This window comes from Mycobacteroides franklinii (assembly GCF_001853795.1).
Lineage (GTDB): Bacteria > Actinomycetota > Actinomycetes > Mycobacteriales > Mycobacteriaceae > Mycobacterium > Mycobacterium franklinii.
The window spans coordinates 1,766,928-1,790,228 of record NZ_MLIK01000019.1 but is presented as its reverse complement, the minus strand read 5'-3'; the positions used below and the strand labels follow the sequence as shown (position 1 = coordinate 1,790,228).

The following is a 23,301-nucleotide window of genomic DNA, read 5'->3' as shown; positions in this document are numbered from 1 at the left end:
AAGGTACGGCGGGAAAACGCCCGAGTTGTCGCCATGGCTTCACACTCGGCGAAACAGAAAGGGCGCCCACCCGTAGGTGGACGCCCTTTTCCGAAAAGCGAGAACTAGACCTCGTTGATCGATCCGCCTGCGGCGGTGATCTTCTCGCGGGCCGAGTCGCTGAACTTGTTGGCCGTGACCGACACCTTGACCTTGAGGTCTCCGTTGCCGAGCACCTTGACCAGCTCGTTCTTACGCACCGCGCCCTTGGCGATCAGGGCCTCGATCGTCACGTCGCCACCTTCGGGGAACAGCCGCTCGATGTCGGCCACGTTCACCACCTGGTACTCCGTGCGGAAGCGGTTCTTGAAGCCCTTGAGCTTCGGAAGCCGCATGTGGATGGGCATCTGCCCACCCTCGAAGGTCACCGGCACGTTCTTACGTGCCTTGGTGCCCTTGGTACCGCGACCCGCGGTCTTACCCTTGGACCCCTCACCACGACCGACGCGGGTGCGCTCGGTCTTGGAGCCCGGGGCCGGGCGTAGGTGATGCAATTTGATGGTCATTGCTTACTTCACATCCTCGACGGTGACCAGGTGGCGAACCACCTGGAGCAGGCCGCGGGTCTGCGCGTTGTCCTCACGGACAACGGTCTGGCGAATCTTGCGCAGGCCCAGTGTCTTCAACGATTCGCGCTGCTTCCACCGGGATCCGATGGTGCTGCGCACCTGGGTGATCTTCAGATCAGCCATGGCTGCCTCCCTGTGCTGCCGCAGCTGCGAACTCTGCACGGGCCCGGAGCATGCCGGCGGGTGCCACATCTTCGATGGGCAGACCGCGGCGGGCCGCAACCTCTTCGGGACGCTGCAGCTGCTTGAGCGCCGCGACGGTTGCGTGGACCACGTTGATGGCGTTGTCGCTACCCAGCGACTTGGCCAGGATGTCGTGCACGCCGGCGCATTCCAGCACCGCACGAGCAGCGCCACCGGCGATCACACCGGTACCAGCCGAAGCCGGACGCAGCATGACGACACCGGCGGAATCCTCGCCCTGAACCGGGTGGACGATGGTGCCACCGATAAGCGGAACGCGGAAGAAGTTCTTGCGAGCCTCGTCCACACCCTTGGCGATGGCGGCCGGAACTTCCTTGGCCTTGCCGTAGCCGACGCCCACCAGGCCGTTGCCGTCACCGACGATCACCAGCGCGGTGAAGCTGAACCGGCGACCACCCTTGACGACCTTGGAGACGCGGTTGATGGTGACAACGCGCTCCAGGTAGTTGCTCTTCTCGGCGTTGTCACGCCCACCACGACGGTCGTCGCGGTTGTCACGGCGTCCACGGCCGCCCTCGCGACCGTCGTTGGAGCCGCCTGCATTGTCGGGAGCGCCCGAATTGCGCTGCGCCATCATGCATTCCTTCCGTTGAAAGTCACGAACATCAGAACACCAGCCCGTTCTCGCGGGCGGCGTCGGCAAGTGCGGCAATCCGGCCACCGTAGGTGTAGCCACCGCGGTCGAACACCACGGTGTCCACGCCGGCAGCCTTCGCACGCTCGGCGATCAGCTGACCGACCCGAGCACTGCGTGCCTTCTTGTCGCCGTCCACTGCCTGTACATCGGGCTCGATGGACGAGGCCGCCGCCAGGGTGGTGCCGGTGAGATCGTTGACCAGCTGCACGTGGATGTGGCGAGCCGAACGGTTGACGACCAGGCGCGGCCGTGCGTCCGTACCGGACACCTTCTTGCGCAGACGCGCGTGGCGGCGCAGACGCGAGGTGCGACGCACCTCCGAGACGCTCTTGCCGACGGGCTCGTGCTGCTTCGCTTCTGTCTTCGTTTGAGCCATGGTCACTTACCTGTCTTTCCGACCTTGCGGCGGATCTGCTCACCCTCGTAGCGAATGCCCTTGCCCTTGTACGGGTCGGGGCGACGCAGGCGGCGGATGTTGGCCGAGATCTGGCCGACCTTCTGCTTGTCGATTCCGCTGACCGAGAACTTGGTGGGGGTCTCGACCGCGAACGTGATGCCCTCGGGCGCTTCGATCAGCACCGGGTGGCTGTAACCGAGCGCGAACTCCAGGTTCGATCCCTTGGCGACGACGCGGTAACCCACGCCGAAGATCTCCATCTTGGTGGTGTAACCCTGGGTCACACCGGTCACCAGGTTGGCGATCAGGGTGCGAGACAGTCCGTGCAGCGAGCGGCTGCGCCGCTCGTCATCGGGACGGCTCACCACAATGGCGCCATCGTCGTTGCGCGACACCGAGATCGGCTCGCTCACTGTCAGTTCGAGAGTGCCTTTGGAACCCTTCACGGAGACGTTCTGGCCGTCGATGTTGACGTCCACTCCGGCGGGAACCAGCACTGGCTGCTTTCCAATACGCGACATGTTTTTGTCCTCCCCTACCAGACGTACGCGAGGACTTCGCCGCCCACGCCCTGACGGGCTGCCTGGCGGTCGGTGAGCAAGCCTGTGGACGTGGAGATGATCGCCACGCCGAGGCCACCGAGAACCTTGGGCAGATTGGTGGATTTTGCGTACACACGCAGACCGGGCTTCGACACGCGGCGCAAACCGGCGATGCTGCGCTCACGGCTGGGGCCGTACTTGAGCGAGACAACCAGGCTCTTACCCACGCGGGCGTCCTCGGTGCGGTAATCGGTGATGTAGCCCTCGCGCTTGAGGATCTCGGCGATGTTGGCCTTGATCTTCGAGTGCGGCAGGGTCACCTCATCGTGGTATGCCGAGTTGGCATTGCGCAGACGTGTCAGAAAGTCTGCGATCGGATCGGTCATAGTCATGACAGAGTCCATCAACCTTTCTCGCCGCGGTTCCCATACAGCACGCTCGTACTGGTTCCCGTAAAGGGCCTGGTACATCCCATGGTGGGCCTACTGCGAAGTGATCTTCCGTATCTGACCGGGTTCGGTCAGGGGTCGTACATCGGTAGTGCTCTCCGTGGAACCCGAAATGAGAACCTGAAAGCACATACCGACCGGCCATGGGCGAGACACAGCCCAGGCAACCGACCAAGTGTAGGTGACCTGGACCTACCGACCAAATCGGCGACGAAGACGCCTCAGCTCGTCGGCGTCAAGGTGAAGGGCAGCCAGTAAGTACCCGGACCATCGCCCGGGCATCCCGGCGCTTCCACCGTGAAAGTCCGCTCCCCGTAAAAGCTGCCGTCGCCGTTCGGGACCAGGAAGTCTGACCTGGTCGCGGTCACCGTGCCGCCACCGCCGCAATGGAACGGATAGCTCGCGGACGATTCCCACCGATCACCGTTCCACCGGTAGTCGAACAGTGCCGGCGCGCTGGGATTGTCGGTCAGATCAGCCAGCCGCAGCCAATGGGCGATGCATCCTTGCGCGGTATACACGGTGGTGAAGCGTGCCGCCTGCGTCGACGGGTCCGAAGGGTCCGGCCTGCCCTCGAATGTCTGCCGCGCATGATCCAGATAGGTGTCGTAGGTGCCATATAGCGGCACCGGCTCAGCCCGGTCGGCACGCGCCACCGCGGCACCGGCCAAAGCCGCGATCGCCGTCAGCACCAACGCGCCGCACCTGCGCATACGTCACTGATAACACAGCCGATGCGCGCCCGGAACCGAACGATCGAACACGATCCTCAGATCACGCCGAGGGCGACCATCGCATCGGCCACCCGTGTGTATCCGGCGAGATTGGCGCCGGTCACGTAGTTTCCGGGGTCCCCGTAGTGGTCGGCGGTTTCGACACAGGTGGTGTGGATGGACCGCATGATCGCCCGCAGCCGGGTCTCGGTCTGCTCGAAAGACCACGAGTCGCGGCTCGCGTTCTGTTGCATTTCTAGCGCGCTGGTCGCCACCCCACCGGCATTCGACGCCTTCCCCGGCGCATAGAGCACGCCCGCGTCCTGGAAGTACTTCACCGCCTCGGGAGTGCACGGCATGTTGGCACCCTCGGCGACGAGTTGCACACCGTTTTCGATGAGCTTGCCTGCGTCCTTGCCATCGAGTTCGTTCTGCGTGGCGCACGGCAACGCGACTTGGCAGGGCACGTCCCAGAGGCTCCCGTCGGTAACCTGACGCGCTCCCCCGCCGTGGTCCTCGACATACTCCGAAAGTCGGCCCCTGCGAACCTCCTTGATCTCCTTGAGGAGTTCGAGATTCAGGCCGCGTTCGTCGACGATGTAGCCGTCGCTGTCCGAACAGGCGATGACGGTCGCGCCCAGCTGCTGCGCCTTCTCCACCGCATAGATTGCGACGTTGCCCGCGCCGGAGACCACGACTGTCTTCCCGTCCAGCGACTGCGCGCGCGTCGCGAGCATCTCCTGGGCGAAGAGCACGACACCGTATCCGGTGGCTTCGGTACGTACCTGGGATCCGCCCCATGGCAAGCCCTTACCCGTCAACACCCCGGATTCGTAGCGATTGGTGATGCGCTTGTACTGCCCGAAGAGATACCCGATCTCGCGCTGCCCCACGCCGATATCACCGGCGGGTACGTCGGTGTACTCGCCGATGTGCCGGTACAGCTCGGTCATGAAGGACTGACAGAAGCGCATGATCTCGGCGTCCGAACGGCCCTTGGGGTCAAAGTCGGATCCGCCCTTGCCGCCGCCGATCGGGAGTCCGGTGAGCGCGTTCTTGAACATCTGCTCGAAGCCGAGGAACTTCACGATCGACAGGCTCACGCTCGGATGGAAGCGCAGACCGCCCTTGTACGGTCCCAGCGCGGAATTGAACTCCACCCGGTAGCCACGATTGATCTCGACGGCGCCGTCGTCCTTGATCCACGGGACGCGGAAAATGATCTGCCGCTCTGGTTCACAGATCCGTTCCAGGATCGACCAGCGGTCGTAGTCGGGCGTCCTGCCAACCAGAGGAGTCAGACTGGCCATCACCTCCAGGACGGCCTGATGAAATTCCGACTCCCCTGGGTTACGTGCGAGAACGGTCTCAAAAGGTGGCTGGAAGACGGGATGCAAAGCCTCTGGCATACCTAATAGAGTGCACCACAGCACATTTGGCTAACGAGGCGGCATCAGACCCGCCGTCAGGCAGGCGGTGCCGGCGCAGTGGCCAGCGCGTTGCCCTTGATGGTGTAGAAGAAGGTGCCCTGTTCGGTCTGCGTCCTGATCAGGCCTGGTCCGGCACTCTCGGGATGTCCATCGACCACTCCGACACGTGACAGCTTGGGGTTGGACCCCACCCCGTGCCAGATGGCCCATTTCCCATCCTTGACGCGTGCGTCGACCTGAACCAGCAGATCGTCACGGCCGTCCTGATCGATATCGAGCAATTCGACATCGGCGTTGCCGAGCCAGCCCTTGAACGGCTCGGAGATCGTCTGCACAACCTTGCCGTCGGCGGTGCGCACCGTGATGGTGGTGGTCGCACCTTCAGGCTGAGGTGTGCTGGTCTTCTCGAAACGCAGGCCGAGCTGATCGGTGGACTGCAGCACGTCGGGATCGGCACTGGCCACACCGGGAAGCGCCACTAGGGCAAGCGCTGCGAGCGCCGCCACGCCGGTTGAGCGCAACCGCGCCTTGGTGATTTCTCGTCGACCCTGCGAGACCTGCATCGGTGTGTCCATTCGTCATAATTTGCTCAGACATGAATTCTTCGACGCCTCTCGCTGCCTAACCCTCCAGATCAGCGAGTTTGTCGAGCCACTGCCGGACTATCAGCAATGCGGCCTCATCAAGGTATACCAGCGGCGCGACTGCCGCTAACTCAGCCATCTGTTGTGTAATGCACACGAGATGGCCGACAACTCCAACACAGACAACGGCCCAAGAACTTTCCCGGCCGCACGATGCGATCAAGTTGCTGAACATTTAGCAAAGTATCCAGCCACATCCTCCCCTATTAATGTGGGCACGAACCCGCTGGCACCAGAACCCGCTGGCACAGCCTTGAAGGTTGCTGCCCCGAGTCATCGACGCCGGCGCGCCGGGGCTACGACATGCCCTGCGGGGGCGCGCCCAACGGGCTCATGGGCGTACGCGCTCAGCGATGAGACACGTGAATTCCGGCTATGGCCGTTGAGATTCGCCCAGCCCGATACGCCAACTGGCGCGCGTCACCCACCCGGACCCATATCGGTCCGGCATAGCCCATGCGGACCCACCACCGCACCCCGATCGACGGCGGGCACTAGCGGCCGTCCAGCGGTGGCGCACTGTTCGGCTCTGCCGCGATGACGACTTCCAGACCTGGGTGCGCGTGAAACGCTCCACGAACCCACCACCATCGGGCGACGGAACATCGAGGACCCATTCGACGAATGCGCAGGCCGCATCGCCGGGGAGAATCGTCGTTCGGTTTTGCTGTGGGGCCACCAGGATCGGTGCATCGGCGAACTGTCCGGCGTTCGCGTCACCGACCGCGAGTCCACTTCTTCGCCATGGGGCGATAGGCCGTTTCAGTCGGTTCTTTTCGTCATCGAGCACGTTGCCCATGCAACCTCTCTCGCCGTCCACGTGGGCCGCGCATTCTGCACGCACATCGCGCATCGCCGGCGTGGCTATCTGGGTGACGCCACATGTCGCCGCCGAATCAAGCAGCACGGCACCGCCGGCGATCGTAAACATCCCCGGCGCTCAATCGCCGATCGGGTCTTGCCGCACGTTCCCAGGTTGACCTCGTCCGGTGGTTACCGCCAGTAGCCGCACTGGTGACTGCCGGTGAAGCCCTCCTCGGGTTGGGGTGCGGGCGGCGCCAACCGCAGGAATGCTCCCCCGGGTACATATCTGGGCCATTCGGGTTGCCCCACGACATTGGGATTCCCGCTCTTCACAAACTGCGTCCAGTACCTGATCATCAGCGCGGACAGGGCTGCGGATTCCTGGTTCAAGGGCCTGGACATGTCGAATAGGTATCCCAGCTCCGAACCGTGCGAGGCGCCCAGTGGCAACGGCGCGTCCCGATACCGCGGTTCTACCGGCGCGACCGGGTCGGCGAATTCGTAGGCATACACCGATGCCCTTCCCGTCAACGCCTCCGCCATCGCGAGGGTTGGGCACGCGTAGCTGTTGTCGGTATCGATGGCCGCGAGCGCGGCAAGCACATTTCCGCCGAACTCCGAGAGCGGATATCGCCGCCCCAACTCGGCCGCCCGGCCCGCGTACTTGCTTTCGAGCGCACTCTGATACTCCTCAACGGTGCGGGGTACCGGCCCGTTCTGGTACTGCTGCGCCTCAAATACCGTGGCCTCGTTGGCATTACTACCAATGAGCACCGGGATGGGAGGTGCGGCGCCACCCATGAAGGCGTTCAAGGGCAGTGTCGGAAGCTCCGGTGTTCCCGTCACCGGACTCACCGGCAGACCTATCCCGGTGAATTGCGGTGAATCCCGCAGGACGTCAACCGATAGCGCACGCAAGCAACTGGCGGTGTTGGGCCCCGCGGGGCAACCCACCTCAGCCGCGTAGGCCGTGCTGTCGAGGATGGCAGTGGAGACGGCTGCCTGCGCCTGGCATGGAGCGCTCTGCATGATGGCGGACCGAAACAATCCGGCGGCCTTGGGCGAGGCCATCAGGTCGCATACCGATACCCCGCCCGCCGATTGGCCGGCGATGGTGACCTGCGCGGGATCGCCCCCGAATTCGGCGATGTTGTCCTGCACCCAGCGCAGCGCGGCTTCCTGATCCAACAGTCCGTAGTTGCCGATCGCGTCGGAGAGGCCCCGAGCGGCCAAGAATCCCAACGTCCCCAACCGATAGTTGAACGTGACGACGGCAATTCCGCCTGCAGCGGCCAGCTTTCGCGTGTCGTAGCCGACGCCATTGCCGGCTACAAAGGCACCGCCATGTATCCACACCAGCACCGGCACCTTCCCCTCGGTGTGCCGGGGCATGGTCACCGTGAGAAGCAGGCAGTCCTCGTTCTGCGGCAGATCGCTCTCGTGTCCCGGTTGTGGACATTCGACCCCCGGGCCGGTGGCATCACGGGTATCCGGCCACGACGAGACGGGGGCCGGTTCGGTGAATCGTCGCGCGCCCACCGGCGGAGCCGCGTAAGGGATGGCGGAGAAAACACGCACCTCATCGTCGACGTGTCCACGGACCGCACCCGCACGGGTGTTGACGATCGCGGGATCGGCAGCCGTGGTGGGGCTGCACGACACAACGGCTGCCAGGACAACCAGCACCGCCATCAGCAGCCGCGTCACCTCACGCTTATCGGGCACGGGCGCAAGCGTAATGGCCGTGGGGCCCAACAGACTCCAAGACAGCGGAGACGACAATAGGCCGGGACGGATGCCGTCCCGGCCTATTGCTCAGTGACTTACCAGCTGCTCTTGCGGATGCCTGGCAGCTCGCCCGCGTGTGCCATCTCCCGCAGGCAGATTCGGCACAGGCCGAACTTGCGGAACACCGCGTGCGGACGTCCACACCGGTTGCACCGGGTGTACGCGCGCACCGCGAACTTAGGCTTCTTGTTGGCCTTATTGACCAGCGCAGTCTTCGCCATCTACTTCTTCGCTCCCTGCTCAAGTTCTTTGAAGGGGAAACCGAGTTGCCGCAGCAGCGCCCGCCCCTCGTCGTCGGTGGTCGCCGAGGTGACGACGGTGATGTCCATGCCCCGCGGGCGGTCGATGGAGTCCACGTCGATCTCGTGGAACATCGACTGCTCGGTGAGACCGAAGGTGTAGTTGCCCTTGCCGTCGAACTGCTTGGGCGACAGGCCGCGGAAGTCCCTGATACGCGGCAGCGCGATGGACACGAGGCGGTCCAGGAATTCCCACATGCGGTCGCCGCGCAGCGTGACGCGCGCACCGATCGGCATGCCCTCACGCAGCTTGAACTGCGCGATGGACTTGCGGGCCTTGCGGATCTCCGGCTTCTGGCCGGTGATCAGGGCCAGGTCGGCGACGGCGCCGTTGATGAGCTTGGCGTCACGTGCTGCGTCGCCGACACCCATGTTGACGATGACCTTCACAACGCCCGGGATCTGCATCACGTTGGCGTAGTTGAACTCGTCGTTCAGCGCGGTCTTGATCTCTTCGCGGTAGCGCGTCTTCAGACGCGGAGGCGTATTCACGGTGTTCTCGGTGGTGGTCATCAGATGTCCTTCCCGTTGCGGCGGGAGATACGGACCTTCTTGCCGGTCTCTTCGTCGATGCGGTAGCCAATGCGGGTCGGCTTGCCGTCGGAGTCGATCACCATCACGTTCGAGACGTGGATGGCGGCCTCCTGCGTGACGATGCCGCCGGAGGATGCGCCGCGCTCATTTGCCGACTGGGGGGTGTGCTTCTTGATCCGGTTGACGCCCTCGACGAGGACCCGGTTGCGCTCGGGGTAGGCCGCGATGACCTTGCCCTTGGCGCCCTTGTCCTTACCGGCGATGACGAGAACGGTGTCGCCCTTGTGCACCTTCATTTACAGCACCTCCGGGGCGAGCGAAACGATCTTCATGAACTTCTTGTCGCGCAGCTCGCGACCGACGGGCCCGAAGATACGGGTGCCACGCGGGTCGTTGTCGGCCTTGATGATGACGGCGGCGTTCTCATCGAACTTGATGTAGCTGCCATCCGGGCGGCGACGCTCTTTGACGGTACGGACTACGACGGCTTTAACAACATCTCCACGCTTGACGGTGCCTCCGGGGACGGCGTCCTTGACGGTCGCCACAATGATGTCCCCGATTCCCGCATAGCGTCGCGACGAGCCACCGAGCACGCGGATGCACAAGATTTCCTTGGCACCGGTGTTATCGGCGACCTTCAGCCGTGACTCCTGCTGAATCACTGGTCTCTCCTCATTGACCTGGATTTGGATGTGCGGCGGATACCGACCCGACGCACGCGGTCATGTTGTCTCCAGGGCACGCGTCATCCCCGGGTTTTCACCTGATGGGAATGCCTACCTGTCCCGGGGCGCCAAGCACCCGCAAGACAACCGCCCTAGTGTAGGCGAACCTGCAGGTGAAACCCAAATCGCCGCTTCCCTGAGGTCGACACGCCAATTCCCGGCGGTTTCGTATCGCATGTGTCCGCCACAAGCGGGCGTGTCGGCGTCAGGAAAAGGCCGAGCCCTGCTCGCGATCCAGGTAGGTGTCCGACTTGTTCTTGAGGAACACCAGGTAGACCAGCAGCGAGATCGCGATACACACCGTCACGTACGCGATGAACAGCGGAACCTGACCGTGTTCCTTGAGCGCCTGATAGATCAACGGCGCGGTACCGCCGAACACCGAGTTCGCCAGCGCGTACCCCACCCCGACTCCCAGCGCGCGCACATGGGACGGGAACAGTTCGGACTTAACCAGCGCGTTGATCGAGGTGTAGCCGGTCAAGATCACGTAGGAGACGGCGACCAGAAGAAACGAGCCGATCGGTGAATGCGTCTGAGGCAGGTACGTGATGAGGAAGTAGGTGTAGACGATTCCGCCGAAGCCAAACCACAGCAGCAGCGGCTTGCGCCCGACCTTGTCGCTGATGATGCCGCCGACGGGCTGCAGCAGCATCAGGAAAATGAGACCCGCCAAGTTGATCCAGGTGGCCGTCATCGCGTGGTCCTTGTAGGCGGTCTTGACCATCGCGGGCGCGTTGACGCTGTAGGTGTAGAACGCGAGGGTACCGCCCATCGTGATGAGGAAGCACAGCAGCAGTGGTTTCCAGTACCGGGTGAGCAGTTCGCGGATCGATCCGGCGCCGGTGTCCTCGCCCGCCTTGATGGCGGCTAGCTGTTCCTCACTGAGCGACTCATCCATGGTGCGCCGCAGCCAGTACACGACGATCGCGGCCACGCCGCCAACCGCAAAGGCTATGCGCCAACCGAATTCGTGAACCTGCTCATTGTCGAAGACAGTCAGGATGATCAGCAAGGTGAACTGGGCGAGCACATGGCCGCCCACCAGGGTCACGTACTGGAAGGACGAGAAGAATCCGCGTCGCTCACGCGTGGCCGCCTCGGACATATACGTCGCCGAGGTGCCGTACTCGCCTCCCGTCGCGAAGCCCTGCACCAGCCTGCACAGAATCAACACGATCGGTGCAGCCATTCCGATGCTGGTGCGCGACGGCACCAGGGCGATGACCATCGAGCAGGCCGCCATCAGTGCGACGCTCACAATCAGTGCGGCGCGGCGACCATGCCGGTCGGCGAATCGGCCGAAGAACCAGGATCCCAACGGCCGGGTGATGAAGGTGACCGCGAAGATCGCGTACACGTAGACCGTCGAGTTCTCATCGGTCTCGTCGAAGAATTGCTTCTCGAAGTACATCGCGAAAACGGTGTAGACGTAGACGTCGTACCACTCGACGAGGTTGCCGGACGATCCTCTGATGGTGTTCCAGATCGCGCGACGAGTCTGCGCCCGACCCGAGGGAGTTGGTGTGTCAGCAGCAGAAATGGCCATGCAGAGTTACTGACCACCAGATCCCGGGCCCGGCGGCGGGCCGTGCCGGGCAGGGACAGTGCTGATCACCGCGGCAGGAACATCTGCCGCCGGGGCGTCGGCGGCAGGCAGCATCCAGGCGGGCACCGGTCGGGACGTCGAAGCCGCCACCGGCTTGGGCGTGGAGGAGGACGCCGCCGACGACGCCGGCGATGAGGTCGGTGACGACGCGGGCGTGGCCGTCGTCGTCGTTCCGCTCAGCGGGCTGGCGCTCTTGGACGTCGAGGTCGGGGTTCCCGAGGCGCTCGTGGAACTGCTGCTGGAGGCGGCCGCCGCACTACTGCTGGCGGCGACGGCGGTCAGCCGGTTGACGACGAAGTCGGCGGCCTTGTCGGCCGATCCGTCCGATTTGTACTGCATGTGCGGACCCAGGCCACCACCGTTCGGGTCGCAGATGCCATCACCCGGATTGCAGATGTCGATGATCTTGCTGCGCTGATCATCCCTGATCGACAGGTCGAGGTTCATGCCGGCGACCTGCCAGTTCTTCGGGTTCCCGATCAATACGATTGCCGCGACACGTTTTTCGAGGTCAGCCGGGAGCGGATTGTTGAAGGTAAGGCCTGTCCCGTTCTTACCGAAGAGCACGTCGACGACGGCCGCGCCCTGGGAAAAGCCCCCGAGCACGAACTGGGTGTTCGGACAGTTCCGCGCCACTTCCTGGACGTGGAAGCTCATGTCATTGGCTCCGTCGCCGGCACGGACCCAGTCGAAGCTTGCCGGATAATTGACCGCATAGATCTCGACGTTCTTACCGGGGAGCCGATCGACGATTTCGTCGGTGACCGCCTTCCCGACATCGCCGAGCCCGGGTGTGTCGTTGGTCCCGCGCGCGAAGGACACATCCACATCCGGACACCCCGCGGCCTTGGCGATTGCGGAGTTCTCCGTTTGAGTGGCAAGTACCGCGGCGACCGCCGCAGATACCGCGAAAATCGAAACCCCGACCGATCCACGTGTGACGTATCGGTTCATTCGTCCAGCGTAGACAGCGATGCCCGCACATTCACAGTCTTGAAGTGATCCGGAAACGACTCTTACCGGGCCCTTACTCGGGCCTAATCTGCCTATCCCCGCCTGCTCGGTTCCTACCCACTCAGTGGACACCGGCGTCATCTGAAACTGAAACACGTTCTACTCTTGTCGGGTGGACGTGACATACGAAGGCACCAAGAGAGAACTGGCCACCGACGAGGGGACTCTGCGCTACCACGAAGCCGGCGAAGGCGAGCCGCTGATCCTGCTACACGGCTCCGGTCCCGGTGTGACCGGTTGGCGCAACTATCGCGGGAACCTGGCGGTCTTCGCCAAGTACTTCCACACCTACGTCCTGGAGTTCCCGGGCTTCGGCGTCAGCGACGCGGTCCAGGGACACCCGGTGTTGACCGCCGGCGCTTCGGTGATCCGCTTCATGGACGGCCTCGGTATCTCCTCCGCCGCCATCGTCGGCAACTCGATGGGCGGTGTTGTCGGGATCAACCTGGCGATCAAACACCCGGACCGCATCACCAAGCTCGTCACCATCGGTGGCGTCGGACCCAACATCTTCAGCCCGAGCCCCAGCGAGGGCCTGCGCCTGCTGCAGGAGTTCACCGATAACCCCGACCGCGACAAGTTGATCCGCTGGCTCAACTCCATGGTGTGGGATCCCGCCGTCGTCACCGACGAGCTCATCGAGGAACGGTGGGAAGCCGCCATCAACCCGGACGCGCACAAGACCGCGCAGCTGATGTACGGCTCCAAGGCCTTTGCGATGCAACAGCAGTTCCTTGCCAACGCCGACATCGCGCCGTACTGGGCGATGATGCACAAGATCAAATGCCCCACGCTGCTCACCTGGGGTCGCGACGACCGGGTCAGCCCGCCGGATATGGCCATCGTGCCGATGCGACTCATCCCCAATGCCGAACTGCATATCTTCCCGAACAGTGGTCACTGGGTGATGATCGAGGCCAAGCAAGCCTTCGAGCAGACAGTCGTCGACTTCCTGCGACGCTGATCATCGAGCGCCTACCGCACGCAGACCGATTACCGGGATCGCCTGCGTGCGGTAGACACTCGACTCAGGATGTACGTCCCCCCAACGCAAAAGCGCGCCGCCCCTTTCGGGAACGGCGCGCTTTACGCGTATTACGTGACGTGCAGGACGTCGCCTTTACTTGGCCTTCTCGAGAACCTCGACCAGGCGCCACCGCTTGGTGGCCGAGGTCGGGCGGGTCTCCATCAGCGAGACGCGGTCGCCGACACCGGCGTCACCGTTCTCGTCGTGGGCCTTGACCTTCGACGTGGTGCGGATGATCTTGCCGTACAGCGAGTGCCGGTTGCGGGACTCGAGCTCGACCACGATGGTCTTCTGCATCTTGTCCGAAACGACATAGCCGATGGCGGTCTTACGACGCCCACGCGGCTGCTCGGTGGCCGGGGTGTGCTTGGGGCCTGCGGCCTTCTTGGTGTCGCTCACTTGCTGTCCTCGCTATCGGGTCCTGCGGCCAATCCGAGCTCGCGCTCACGCATCACCGTGTAGATGCGCGCGATCTCCTGGCGCACCGCACGCAGCCGACGGTTGTTGGCGAGCTGACCGGTGGCCATCTGGAAGCGCAGGTTGAACAGCTCTTCCTTGGACTCACGCAGCTTGGTGATCAGCTCTTCCTCGGTGCTTTCCCGCAGTTCGCCAGCGGAAATTCCCACTGCCATCAGAACTGCTCCTCTCGTGTGATGATGCGCGCCTTGATCGGCAGCTTGTGGATCGCGCGCGTCAACGCCTGGCGCGCGGTCTCTTCGTTCGGGTAGCTCAACTCGAACAGCACACGACCGGGCTTGACGTTCGCAACCCACCATTCCGGCGAACCCTTACCGGAACCCATGCGGGTTTCGGCGGGCTTCTTGGTCAGCGGGCGGTCCGGGAAGATGTTGATCCAGACCTTGCCGCCACGCTTGATGTGCCGGTTGATGGCGATACGAGCGGACTCGATCTGCCGGTTCGTGATGTACGCGTGGCCCAGCGCCTGAATGCCGTAGTCACCGAAAGCGACGGTGGTACCGCCCGAGGCGGTGCCCTTCTTCTTCGGGTGATGCTGCTTGCGGTGCTTGACCTTACGGGGAATCAGCATGTTCAGCTCTCCGTGGTTTCTGCGGCCGGCGCGCTAGCGCCGTCCGAGGCAGGGGTCTCTGCGGCGGCACGGCCGGCCTCGGTGCTCGTCGCGGTGGTACCCGAGGCGCCACTACGACGCGGACGGGCACCGGCCGGACGCTCACGGCGCGGACGGTCACCAGCGGGCGCGGCCACCGAGGCGGCGAGCTCGCGCTTGCCACCGACGATGTCGCCCTTGTAGATCCAGACCTTCACACCGATGCGGCCGAAGGTGGTCTTGGCCTCGTACAGGCCGTAGTCGATATCGGCACGCAGCGTGTGCAGCGGCACTCGACCTTCGCGGTAGAACTCCGAGCGGCTCATCTCAGCACCGCCGAGACGACCGGAGCACTGCACTCGGATGCCCTTGACGTTCGGCTGACGCATGGCCGACTGGATCGCCTTGCGCATCGCGCGACGGAACGCCACACGATTCGAGAGCTGCTCGGCGACACCCTGGGCAACCAGCTGCGCCTCGGCCTCGGGGTTCTTCACCTCGAGGATGTTCAGCTGCACCTGCTTCTTGGTCAGCTTCTCCAGGTCGGCGCGGATGCGGTCGGCCTCGGTGCCACGACGGCCGATGACGATGCCGGGACGCGCGGTGTGGATGTCAACGCGGACCCGGTCACGGGTGCGCTCGATCTCCACCTTGGCGATACCGGCACGCTCCAGGCCAGTGGCCAGCAGACGACGGATTGCCACGTCTTCCTTGACATAGTCCGCGTACTGCTTGTCGGCGTACCAGCGGGACTTCCAGTCGGTGGTGATACCGAGCCGGAAACCGTGCGGATTGATCTTCTGGCCCACTAGCGCGAGCCTCCCTTCGCCTCAGCGGTGGTCTTGTTGGCGGCAGCCTTCGAGCCCTCGGCCCGGCGGGCGCGAGAAGCAGCAGCGGAAGCTCCGGCCTTACCGCCCTTGTCGGACTTGGGGCGGCTCTCCACCACCACGGTGATGTGGCTGGTGCGCTTGCGGATCCGGAACGCACGACCCTGCGCGCGGGGACGGATGCGCTTGGCGGTCGGGCCCTCGTCGGCGAAGATCTCCGAGACCACCAGGGTGGAGGGATCCAGGCCGTCGTTGTTCTGCGCGTTGGCGGCAGCGCTGGCGATGACCTTGGAAACCGGCTCGCTGGCTGCCTGCGGCGCCCACCGCAGGATGTCGATGGCGTCGGTTACCGACTTGCCGCGCACCAGGTCGATGACCCGGCGTGCCTTGGTCGGCGAGACCCGCACGAACCGTGCAACGGCCTTGGCCGATGGGTATTCAGTCGTTGTAGTCATTAGCGCCGCTTGCTCTTTCGGTCGTCCTTGATATGACCCTTGAAGGTCCGCGTCGGGGCGAACTCACCCAACTTGTGACCGACCATCGCTTCGGTGACGAAGACGGGGACATGCTTACGCCCGTCGTGCACCGCGAAGGTGTGGCCGATGAAGTCGGGGATGATGGTCGACCGACGCGACCAGGTCTTGATGACCTGCTTGGTGTTCTTATCGTTCTGTACGTCGACCTTCTTGAGCAGATGGTCGTCGATGAACGGGCCCTTCTTGAGGCTGCGTGGCATCGCTTACTCCTAGCGCTTCTTGCCGGTGCGCCGGCGACGGACGATGAGCTTGTCGCTCGCCTTGTTGGGCTTGCGGGTGCGGCCTTCCGGCTTGCCCCACGGGCTCACCGGGTGACGACCACCGGAGGTCTTACCTTCACCACCACCGTGCGGGTGGTCGACCGGGTTCATCACGACACCACGGACGGTGGGGCGCTTGCCCTTCCACCGCATACGGCCGGCTTTACCCCAGTTGATGTTGGCCTGCTCGGCGTTACCGACCTCGCCGACGGTGGCGCGGCAGCGCACGTCGACGCGGCGGATCTCACCGCTGGGCATACGCAGGGAGGCGTAAGCGCCTTCCTTACCCAGCAGCTGGATACCGGAACCTGCCGAACGGGCGATCTTGGCTCCACCACCGGGACGCAGCTCGACGGCGTGCACGGTGGTACCCGTCGGGATGTTGCGCAGCGGCAGGTTGTTACCCGGCTTGATGTCGGCGTTGGCGCCCGACTCCACCACATCGCCCTGCGACAGTCCGACCGGCGCGATGATGTAACGCTTCTCGCCGTCCAGGAAGTGCAGCAGCGCGATGCGCGCGGTGCGGTTGGGGTCGTACTCGATGTGCGCGACCTTGGCGTTGACGCCGTCCTTGTCGTGGCGACGGAAATCAATCAGCCGGTAGGCACGCTTGTGGCCGCCACCCTTGTGACGAGTGGTGATGCGGCCGTGGGCGTTACGGCCACCAGTGCCGTGCAGCGGGCGAACCAGCGACTTCTCGGGAGTCGAGCGAGTGATCTCCGAGAAATCGGCGACGCTCGAGCCGCGGCGACCGGGGGTCGTCGGCTTGTACTTGCGAATAGCCATGTCTTCTCTAGTCCTCTACTCCCCGACTACGCGGGGGCTCCAAACAGGTCGATCGGCTTGCTGCCCGGTGCCAGGGTGACGATGGCGCGCTTGGTGCTCTTGCGCTGTCCGAAACCGGTGCGGGTGCGCTTGCGCTTGCCCTGGCGGTTGGCGGTGTTCACCGAGGAGACCTTGACGCTGAAGATCTTTTCAATGGCGATCTTGATCTGCGTCTTGTTCGAGTCCGGGTGGACGACGAAGGTGTACACGTTGTCTTCGATCAACGAGTACGACTTCTCCGAGATCACCGGGGCCAGGATGATGTCGCGGGGGTCAGCGATGGTTGCCATCAGGCCGACACCTCCTCTTTCTTCTTGGCGTTGATGAAGCCGTTGAGTGCCTCGACGCTGAACACCAGATCGTCGGCCTTCAACACGTCGTAGGTGTTGAGCTGGTCGTAGGCCAGCACATGCACGTTCGGCAGGTTCCGCACGCTCTTGACCGAAGCCAGATCGTCACGGCCCAGCACCACCAGCAGCTGCTTGCGGTCGGTGATCTCGGCCAGGAACGACTTGGCGCTCTTGGTCGAGGGCTCCTGACCGGCAACCAGCTCCGTGATGGCGTGGATCCGGCCGTTGCGGGCCCGGTCCGACAGCGCACCGCGCAGGGCGGCGGCGATCATCTTCTTGGGCGTCCGCTGGCTGTAGTCACGCGGCTGCGGGCCGTGGACAACGCCACCACCGGTGAACTGCGGGGCACGGGTCGAACCCTGACGGGCGCGGCCGGTTCCCTTCTGCCGGTACGGCTTCTTGCCACCACCGGACACCTCACCACGACGCTTCGTGGAGTGGGTGCCCTGACGGCCTGCGGCCAGCTGCGCGGTCACGACCTGGTGCAGCAGCGCGATGTTGGCTGGGGCGTCGAACAATTCGGCCGGCAGCTCGATGGAGCCGTCCGTCTTGCCGCCCGGAGCCTTGACGTCAATTTTCAAAGTGCTCACTTCTCACCTCGCTTGACAGCGGTGCGGACCACAACCAGGCCACCCTTACGACCGGGGATGGCACCCTTGATCAGCAGTACGCCGTTCTCAGCATCAACCTTGTGCACCACCAGGTTCTGCGTGGTGACGCGATCGCTACCCATACGTCCGGACATCCGCGTGCCCTTGAAGACACGACCCGGGGTGGCGCAGCCACCGATCGAGCCGGGACGACGGTGCACGGCCTGTGCACCGTGGCTGGCGCCCTGACCGCTGAAGCCGTGACGCTTCATGGTTCCGGCGAAGCCCTTGCCCTTCGAGGTTCCGGTGACGTCGACATAGGCGCCGTCACTGAAGATCTCGGCGGTCAGCTCCTGGCCGACCTCGTACTCGGCGGCAGCGGCCTCATCGTCCAGACGCAGCTCGGCCAGGTGGCGACGGGGGTTGATTCCCGCGGCCGCGAACTGGCCGGTGACCGGCTTGGTCACCTTGCGCGGGCTGATCTCACCGAATGCGACCTGGACGGCGCTGTAGCCGTCCTGCTCCTGGGTGCGGATGCGGGTCACCACATTGGGTCCGGCCTTGACGACGGTCACCGGGACAACCCGGTTGTTGTCGTCGAACACCTGTGTCATACCCAGCTTGGTGCCCAGAATTCCTTTTCTTGCCATGGTTTCTGGTTCTCCTACTGGATGTTCACGTCGACGCTGGCCGGCAAGTCGATGCGCATGAGCGCGTCAACCGTCTTCGGTGTCGGGTCGAGGATGTCGATGAGCCGCTTGTGGGTGCGCATCTCGAAATGCTCGCGCGAATCCTTGTACTTGTGCGGCGACCGGATAACGCAATACACGTTCTTCTCAGTCGGCAGCGGCACAGGTCCAACGACACTCGCGCCGGTACGGGTCACCGTCTCAACAATCTTGCGCGCCGAGGCGTCAATCGCCTCATGGTCGTAGGCCTTAAGCCTGATGCGGATCTTCTGTCCCGCCACGCTTCCTACCTCTACTGTCACTGGTCCGGAGCACGCCGAAGCGCGCAACCCGATACCGCCGCTGTTTACCTGTCGTAGTTCACCGACCCCCGCGGTCGGGCGTGTCGCCCTCGCGCGCAGTCGTCCGCGTCGAAAATTCTCGCCGCTTGGACTGGGCCGACGCGCCCGTAAGGGCGCTAGTGGTTCGCCGTCCCCGTTCGCAGCGCGCAATGGGCAGACCCAAGGCGCTGAAACCGGTTCACGGCAACCCGAACAGTATGCCTTATCCAGCGGCTGCGGCCAAATCCCCGCGGTCGCACCCCGCTGTCGAGGACTGGAACCCGCTGACCTGCGGTTCTGGTCGCATATGGAACGGTAGTACAAGATCCACTCAAGGAGGTTGTGACATGCGCTGGCTGGAGGCCGACGGAGGGCGTTCATTCCTACGGGCATTGCCGGTCCTGTCCGGCAGTGCGCCATTCTTTGAGATCGGCGATGCCCCCGCCGAACCGCTCCCCTTGTTCACCGATTGGATCGAGCAGGCGGCGCGGGCGGGAGTGCCGGAGCCGCACGCCATGACGATTTCGACGGTCGATGCCGAGGGCCTACCACGCGCACGCGTGTTGATCCTGAAAGCGATCGATCGGGACGGCTGGCATTTCGCGGCGAGCTCGGCGAGCCAGAAGGGTCGTGATCTGTCCGCTCATCCGGCAGCCGCACTGACCTTCCATTGGCCGGAGGTGGTGCGACAGGTGCGGGTGGTCGGCACCGTCGTCAACGATGGCGCGCAGGCAAGTGCCGCCGATTTCCTGGGCAGGCCCATCGGATCCCGGGCGATGGCGTTGACGCTGCGACAGAGCCAGCCACTGGTGGACCCGGCCGAGATCGACGCGGAGATCGAGAAGGCCCACCGGAAGCTGGCCGATGACCCTGAGCTGGTGCCGGAGGAATGGGTCTCCTATGCCGTGCAGCCGACGCAGATCGAGTTCTGGCAGGGCTCCCCCGACCGCAAACACCAGCGTCTTAGTTATCAGCGAGTCGGGGATGGCTGGGAACGCACGCAGCTTTGGCCGTGACCGGCGAACGAGTTATCGGTCAAGTTCGCCATTATCTTACTTTCGAGTAAGGTACGTGCGGTGAGCGCATCTCCGACCTACAAGATCTGGCAGCGTCTGCAGAACAAGCCCGGCGGCTCTGCCCTGTTCTCCGCCGCCATGATGGCCCGTGTCCCCTACTTCGCCTCGGTGGTGCCGCACGTACAGCGGATGGAACCCGGCTACTGCGAGGTGACCGCCCCCAAGTGGTACTTCGTCTACAACCACATCAAGACCTTCCACGCGATCGCCGCGTGCAACCTGGCCGAGGTCGCCATGGGCATGTTGATGGAGGCGACCACGCCGTCCACGCACCGCTGGATTCCCAAGGCGATGAACGTCCAATACCTCGGTAAGGCCACCACCTCGCTGCGCGCGATCGCCAAGCTCGAGGGCGTCGACTTCGCCGCGATCACCGAGGGCACCGACGTCGTCGTGCCGATCAGCATCACCGATCGCGACGGCAAGGAAGTGGTGAAGGCCGAGATCACCACCTGGGTGACGCCCGCCTGACGCATATTGACGGCCGAATTCGGCCGTTATAGACAAATCTATGGTGTGACGCGCGCACACTCCGGCTATGGCCACCGCACTGTCTGAAATCGAAGAAGCCGGCCGAGTTTTGGCCGATCCCACCGCCTACGCCGACGAGCCTCGTCTGCATGCCGCGATGACGCTGCTGCGGCGTGAACAACCCGTGTCAAAGGTGACTACCGACAACTATCGACCGTTCTGGGCGATCACCAAACACGACGACATCATGGATATCGAGCGCAACAACGCGCTCTGGATCAACGAACCGCGTCCGCTGCTGATGAACCTTGAGCAGGAAGCCGAGCTGGACAAACAGGCCGCCATGGGTATCGAGCTCAAGACGCTTGTGCACATCGACGACCCGAAACACCGCGTACTGCGCGCCATCGGCGCCGACTGGTTCCGACCAAAGGCCATGCGGGATATGAAGATCCGAACCGACGAGCTGGCCAACAGATACGTCAACAAACTCCTGGAGGCGGGCGGAAGCTGCGATTTCGCGCAGGACGTCGCGGTGCACTTCCCGCTCTACGTCATCATGTCGCTACTCGGCATTCCCGAGTCGGACTTCGACCGGATGCTCAAGCTCACCCAGGAGCTCTTCGGCGGCGATGACACCGAGTTCCAGCGCGGCGCTACCCCCGAGGAACAGCTACTGGCGCTATTGGATTTCTTCGGATACTTCAGTGGCCTCACCGCATCTCGGCGCCAGAACCCCACCGAGGACTTGGCCTCCACCATCGCCAACGCCACGGTCGACGGCGAATTGCTGAGCGATGTCGACACCGCCTCGTACTACACGATCATCGCCACCGCCGGGCATGACACCACCAGTGCCACCATCGCCGGCGGGCTCGAAGCGCTCCTGGAGCATCCCGACCAGCTGGCGCGGCTGCACGAGAATCCCGACCTGATGCCGTTGGCGGTCGACGAGATGATCCGCTGGGTCACACCGGTCAAGGAATTCATGCGAACAGCGACCGCCGACACCGAGATTCGCGGCGTGTCCATCGCCGAGGGTGAATCGGTGCTGCTGTCCTACCCCTCGGGCAACCGCGACGAGGACACCTTCGCCGATCCCTTCACCTTCGACATCGCGCGAGACCCCAATAAGCACTTGGCATTCGGCTTCGGCGTCCACTTCTGCCTGGGCGCGGCGCTGGCACGCATGGAGGTCAACAGCTTCTTCTCCGCGCTACTGCCCCGCTTGGAGTCCATCGAAATCGACGGGAACATCGAGCGGACCTCGACCATCTTCGTCGGCGGCATCAAACACCTGCCGATCCGCTACACCCTGCGGTAGTCGCCCGTCCTAGTTGAGCCGCGCGGATCCATCCGCCGCGACTTCGATTGACGCACCGGCGATATCGGTGTCCGCGAGCTGCACGGCGGCGTCCCGGTCATCGATCTTGGCGAAGGTGCGCGCTCCCGCGGGTGTACGCACACTGACGAACGCCTGGAACGGCGACCCGTCCCGTCCGTAGTTGACGGTCCACGCTTCGACGGTCGCCGTGCCCGCGTAGCCGTCCGCAGCCTCGGTCCGGGGCTCTTGGTCGACGTCGGCCTGCACGTCCTCGTACGCGAATCCGGATGCGGGCGGCTCGGTTCCGTAGATTCCGAACGCGTGCTTGGTGAGGTATCCGCCGTTGGCCGTGATCAGCCCCTTGGCGCCGGGACGCTCACGCAGCCGCTGCACCATGGTCGCGATGGAGTGCGTGACGTAGTTGCACCAGGGACCACCGGCGAAGGTGAGCCCACCGGTGACCGTCAGCGGCCGCGCCGGATCATCGAGCGCCAACCCCAGCTCGTTGGCCGCGACCTGCACCGCCGACGGGAAACAGGAGTAGATGTCGATCAGCTCCACGTCGTCGGTACCCAGTCCGGCGATGTCGAATGCGCGCTTGCCCGCCAGCCGGATGGCCGGTGACCGGTGCAGTTCACGACGCTCACTGAGCGCGAAGGTGTCATTCGCCTGGGCGCCGGCGAGGGGAAATACCCAGCGGTCTTGGGGGATCTGCAACCGCAACGCCGTTTCCACGGAGGTGAGCAACACCACCGCACCCTGCTCGACCATGTTGTTCGAGTTCATCAACTTGGTGTACGGGGAGCTGATCCACCGGTTGTCGGGGCCGGGAGTGGCAATCTCCTCGGCGGTATACGCGTCATTGGACCAGGCGTGCATGTTGTTCACCGCCACCGCGTTGAACCGCTGCCACAGCTGCGAAATCGCGGCGCGGTGGTCCGCGATGGAAGCGCCGTTGGCGATGCGTATCGCCTGCTCGAAGAGCGGGTAGACGTGTCCGGGCGAGATCAGGCCAATCGCGGTCTCCGCGCCACCGACCTGATCCATGCGACCACCGAGAACTGTTGCTTCAGCGACGGATTCGTCCTGATTGGTCCACGTGGGCTGCACGCCGGTGGCCATCATCTTGTTGCGCGAACGCCACATCTCCGCGCCACCGATGAGAACCACGTCGGCGTCCCCGGCGAGGATGTCGGCGGCCGCGTGGTTGACCAGCAGCTGCGGCGAGTTGCCGCTGGGGCCGGTGTAGAAGGTGCGCTTGGGCACCGCGCCGAGGCGCTCACCGAGGAGCACACCCGGGTCGCGGTACTTCCACGAGAAGATGTTCGCCACCGATACCGTGTCGATCGCCGCGAGCAGCTCGGTCGCCCCGGCGTCGTCGGCGGCCAGGCGCGCCGCCCGCTCCATAAGCTCGATGGGCTCGGGGATCTCGGAGAACGGGGTGTCGGCTGGTGTCCGCTGGTTGACCTGTCCGGTACCGACAAGGACCGGCGTGCGAGGGTCGAGGGCCATTGGCCGATGGTAACCAACCGCCTGGTTG

33 protein-coding genes are annotated in these 23,301 nt (G+C 64.1%); 4 read left to right on the top strand and 29 right to left on the bottom strand.

Going from position 1 to position 23,301, the window contains the following annotated elements; all coding sequences use genetic code 11:
• Positions 1-104 precede the first annotated feature (104 nt).
• From rplO to BKG76_RS16260, 17 genes are all read right to left on the bottom strand, one after another.
• Positions 105-545 carry a 50S ribosomal protein L15 gene (rplO, locus tag BKG76_RS16340; protein WP_070938531.1) on the bottom strand — a complete coding sequence of 147 codons (441 nt, stop codon included), beginning with the start codon at positions 543-545 and terminating at the stop codon, positions 105-107.
• Between the two features lie 3 nt (positions 546-548).
• Positions 549-731 carry a 50S ribosomal protein L30 gene (rpmD, locus tag BKG76_RS16335; protein ID WP_070938530.1) on the bottom strand — a complete coding sequence of 61 codons (183 nt, stop codon included), beginning with the start codon at positions 729-731 and terminating at the stop codon, positions 549-551.
• The gene (gene rpsE, locus BKG76_RS16330; RefSeq protein ID WP_070938529.1) at positions 724-1,389 is read right to left on the bottom strand and encodes a 30S ribosomal protein S5; all 666 of its coding nucleotides are present in this window, start codon (positions 1,387-1,389) and stop codon (positions 724-726) included. The genes rpmD and rpsE overlap by 8 nt, the downstream gene beginning before the upstream one ends.
• A gap of 28 nt (positions 1,390-1,417) precedes the next feature.
• Positions 1,418-1,825, bottom strand: coding sequence for a 50S ribosomal protein L18 (gene rplR / locus BKG76_RS16325; protein ID WP_030096714.1), 408 nt, complete (start codon positions 1,823-1,825; stop codon positions 1,418-1,420).
• Positions 1,826-1,827: 2 nt separating this feature from the next.
• The gene (rplF, locus tag BKG76_RS16320; RefSeq protein ID WP_070938528.1) at positions 1,828-2,367 is read right to left on the bottom strand and encodes a 50S ribosomal protein L6; all 540 of its coding nucleotides are present in this window, start codon (positions 2,365-2,367) and stop codon (positions 1,828-1,830) included.
• Between the two features lie 14 nt (positions 2,368-2,381).
• Positions 2,382-2,780 (bottom strand): 30S ribosomal protein S8, encoded by a 399-nt coding sequence (gene rpsH, locus BKG76_RS16315; protein WP_030096712.1) that lies wholly within the window; start codon positions 2,778-2,780, stop codon positions 2,382-2,384.
• Positions 2,781-3,058: 278 nt separating this feature from the next.
• Entirely contained in the window at positions 3,059-3,550 is a 492-nt protein-coding gene (locus tag BKG76_RS16310; protein WP_070938527.1) for an MBOE_33420 family protein, read from the bottom strand.
• A gap of 56 nt (positions 3,551-3,606) precedes the next feature.
• Positions 3,607-4,959, bottom strand: coding sequence for an NADP-specific glutamate dehydrogenase (gene gdhA, locus BKG76_RS16305; RefSeq protein WP_070938526.1), 1,353 nt, complete (start codon positions 4,957-4,959; stop codon positions 3,607-3,609).
• 56 nt (positions 4,960-5,015) lie between these two features.
• On the bottom strand, positions 5,016-5,543 hold the full coding sequence (locus BKG76_RS16300; protein ID WP_070939292.1) for a hypothetical protein: 528 nt from the start codon (positions 5,541-5,543) through the stop codon (positions 5,016-5,018).
• Between the two features lie 454 nt (positions 5,544-5,997).
• The gene (locus tag BKG76_RS16295) at positions 5,998-6,555 is read right to left on the bottom strand and encodes a hypothetical protein (RefSeq protein WP_070938525.1); all 558 of its coding nucleotides are present in this window, start codon (positions 6,553-6,555) and stop codon (positions 5,998-6,000) included.
• Positions 6,556-6,617: 62 nt separating this feature from the next.
• Positions 6,618-8,135 carry a carboxylesterase/lipase family protein gene (locus BKG76_RS16290; RefSeq protein ID WP_070939291.1) on the bottom strand — a complete coding sequence of 506 codons (1,518 nt, stop codon included), beginning with the start codon at positions 8,133-8,135 and terminating at the stop codon, positions 6,618-6,620.
• Between the two features lie 116 nt (positions 8,136-8,251).
• Positions 8,252-8,437 (bottom strand): type Z 30S ribosomal protein S14, encoded by a 186-nt coding sequence (locus BKG76_RS16285; RefSeq protein WP_043076460.1) that lies wholly within the window; start codon positions 8,435-8,437, stop codon positions 8,252-8,254.
• Positions 8,438-9,028 (bottom strand): 50S ribosomal protein L5, encoded by a 591-nt coding sequence (rplE, locus tag BKG76_RS16280; protein ID WP_043076459.1) that lies wholly within the window; start codon positions 9,026-9,028, stop codon positions 8,438-8,440.
• The gene (rplX, locus tag BKG76_RS16275; protein ID WP_043076458.1) at positions 9,028-9,345 is read right to left on the bottom strand and encodes a 50S ribosomal protein L24; all 318 of its coding nucleotides are present in this window, start codon (positions 9,343-9,345) and stop codon (positions 9,028-9,030) included. Before rplX ends, rplE begins: the two co-directional genes overlap by 1 nt.
• Positions 9,346-9,714 carry a 50S ribosomal protein L14 gene (rplN, locus tag BKG76_RS16270; protein ID WP_043076457.1) on the bottom strand — a complete coding sequence of 123 codons (369 nt, stop codon included), beginning with the start codon at positions 9,712-9,714 and terminating at the stop codon, positions 9,346-9,348.
• A 268-nt stretch (positions 9,715-9,982) separates the two neighbouring features.
• Complete coding sequence (locus BKG76_RS16265) at positions 9,983-11,326, bottom strand: MFS transporter (RefSeq protein WP_070938524.1); 1,344 nt, start codon at positions 11,324-11,326, stop codon at positions 9,983-9,985.
• A gap of 6 nt (positions 11,327-11,332) precedes the next feature.
• Entirely contained in the window at positions 11,333-12,340 is a 1,008-nt protein-coding gene (locus BKG76_RS16260) for a cutinase family protein (protein ID WP_070938523.1), read from the bottom strand.
• Positions 12,341-12,512: 172 nt separating this feature from the next.
• On the opposite strand from BKG76_RS16260, the gene BKG76_RS16255 reads away from it, so the two are divergent.
• Positions 12,513-13,364: an alpha/beta fold hydrolase gene (locus tag BKG76_RS16255; RefSeq protein ID WP_070938522.1), complete on the top strand. Its 852-nt coding sequence runs from the start codon at positions 12,513-12,515 to the stop codon at positions 13,362-13,364.
• A 156-nt stretch (positions 13,365-13,520) separates the two neighbouring features.
• Here BKG76_RS16255 and rpsQ read toward each other — a convergent pair whose 3' ends face one another.
• The 11 genes from rpsQ to rpsJ are packed head-to-tail and all read right to left on the bottom strand — an operon-like array spanning position 13,521 to position 18,851.
• Positions 13,521-13,826: a 30S ribosomal protein S17 gene (rpsQ, locus tag BKG76_RS16250; RefSeq protein WP_005077598.1), complete on the bottom strand. Its 306-nt coding sequence runs from the start codon at positions 13,824-13,826 to the stop codon at positions 13,521-13,523.
• Positions 13,823-14,059, bottom strand: coding sequence for a 50S ribosomal protein L29 (gene rpmC, locus BKG76_RS16245; protein ID WP_070938521.1), 237 nt, complete (start codon positions 14,057-14,059; stop codon positions 13,823-13,825). Before rpmC ends, rpsQ begins: the two co-directional genes overlap by 4 nt.
• Positions 14,059-14,475, bottom strand: a complete 417-nt coding sequence (gene rplP, locus BKG76_RS16240; RefSeq protein WP_005055656.1) for a 50S ribosomal protein L16 — start codon at positions 14,473-14,475, stop codon at positions 14,059-14,061. The genes rpmC and rplP overlap by 1 nt, the downstream gene beginning before the upstream one ends.
• A 2-nt stretch (positions 14,476-14,477) precedes the next feature.
• Positions 14,478-15,302, bottom strand: a complete 825-nt coding sequence (gene rpsC / locus BKG76_RS16235) for a 30S ribosomal protein S3 (RefSeq protein ID WP_070938520.1) — start codon at positions 15,300-15,302, stop codon at positions 14,478-14,480.
• A complete protein-coding gene (rplV, locus tag BKG76_RS16230; RefSeq protein WP_070938519.1) occupies positions 15,302-15,775 on the bottom strand; it encodes a 50S ribosomal protein L22 in 474 nt (157 codons plus the stop codon). Before rplV ends, rpsC begins: the two co-directional genes overlap by 1 nt.
• Positions 15,775-16,056 carry a 30S ribosomal protein S19 gene (rpsS, locus tag BKG76_RS16225; RefSeq protein WP_070938518.1) on the bottom strand — a complete coding sequence of 94 codons (282 nt, stop codon included), beginning with the start codon at positions 16,054-16,056 and terminating at the stop codon, positions 15,775-15,777. Before rpsS ends, rplV begins: the two co-directional genes overlap by 1 nt.
• 9 nt (positions 16,057-16,065) lie before the next feature.
• Positions 16,066-16,902 (bottom strand): 50S ribosomal protein L2, encoded by an 837-nt coding sequence (gene rplB, locus BKG76_RS16220; protein ID WP_070938517.1) that lies wholly within the window; start codon positions 16,900-16,902, stop codon positions 16,066-16,068.
• A gap of 26 nt (positions 16,903-16,928) precedes the next feature.
• Positions 16,929-17,231 (bottom strand): 50S ribosomal protein L23, encoded by a 303-nt coding sequence (rplW, locus tag BKG76_RS16215; protein ID WP_070938516.1) that lies wholly within the window; start codon positions 17,229-17,231, stop codon positions 16,929-16,931.
• The gene (gene rplD / locus BKG76_RS16210) at positions 17,231-17,872 is read right to left on the bottom strand and encodes a 50S ribosomal protein L4 (RefSeq protein WP_070939290.1); all 642 of its coding nucleotides are present in this window, start codon (positions 17,870-17,872) and stop codon (positions 17,231-17,233) included. The genes rplW and rplD overlap by 1 nt, the downstream gene beginning before the upstream one ends.
• Before the next feature lie 5 nt (positions 17,873-17,877).
• On the bottom strand, positions 17,878-18,531 hold the full coding sequence (gene rplC / locus BKG76_RS16205; protein ID WP_070938515.1) for a 50S ribosomal protein L3: 654 nt from the start codon (positions 18,529-18,531) through the stop codon (positions 17,878-17,880).
• Between the two features lie 14 nt (positions 18,532-18,545).
• Positions 18,546-18,851, bottom strand: coding sequence for a 30S ribosomal protein S10 (rpsJ, locus tag BKG76_RS16200; protein ID WP_003883485.1), 306 nt, complete (start codon positions 18,849-18,851; stop codon positions 18,546-18,548).
• A gap of 386 nt (positions 18,852-19,237) precedes the next feature.
• On the opposite strand from rpsJ, the gene BKG76_RS16195 reads away from it, so the two are divergent.
• The 3 genes from BKG76_RS16195 to BKG76_RS16185 all read left to right on the top strand — a co-directional run bounded on the left by BKG76_RS16195 (position 19,238) and on the right by BKG76_RS16185 (position 21,761).
• Positions 19,238-19,906 carry a pyridoxine/pyridoxamine 5'-phosphate oxidase gene (locus BKG76_RS16195; protein WP_070938514.1) on the top strand — a complete coding sequence of 223 codons (669 nt, stop codon included), beginning with the start codon at positions 19,238-19,240 and terminating at the stop codon, positions 19,904-19,906.
• Between the two features lie 60 nt (positions 19,907-19,966).
• Complete coding sequence (locus BKG76_RS16190) at positions 19,967-20,437, top strand: hotdog fold domain-containing protein (protein WP_070938513.1); 471 nt, start codon at positions 19,967-19,969, stop codon at positions 20,435-20,437.
• 67 nt (positions 20,438-20,504) lie between these two features.
• Positions 20,505-21,761, top strand: a complete 1,257-nt coding sequence (locus tag BKG76_RS16185; RefSeq protein WP_070938512.1) for a cytochrome P450 — start codon at positions 20,505-20,507, stop codon at positions 21,759-21,761.
• A gap of 9 nt (positions 21,762-21,770) precedes the next feature.
• Here the strand turns inward: BKG76_RS16185 and BKG76_RS16180 are convergent, their stop codons facing one another.
• On the bottom strand, positions 21,771-23,273 hold the full coding sequence (locus BKG76_RS16180; RefSeq protein ID WP_070938511.1) for an acetyl-CoA acetyltransferase: 1,503 nt from the start codon (positions 23,271-23,273) through the stop codon (positions 21,771-21,773).
• Between the last annotated feature and the right edge of the window lie 28 nt (positions 23,274-23,301).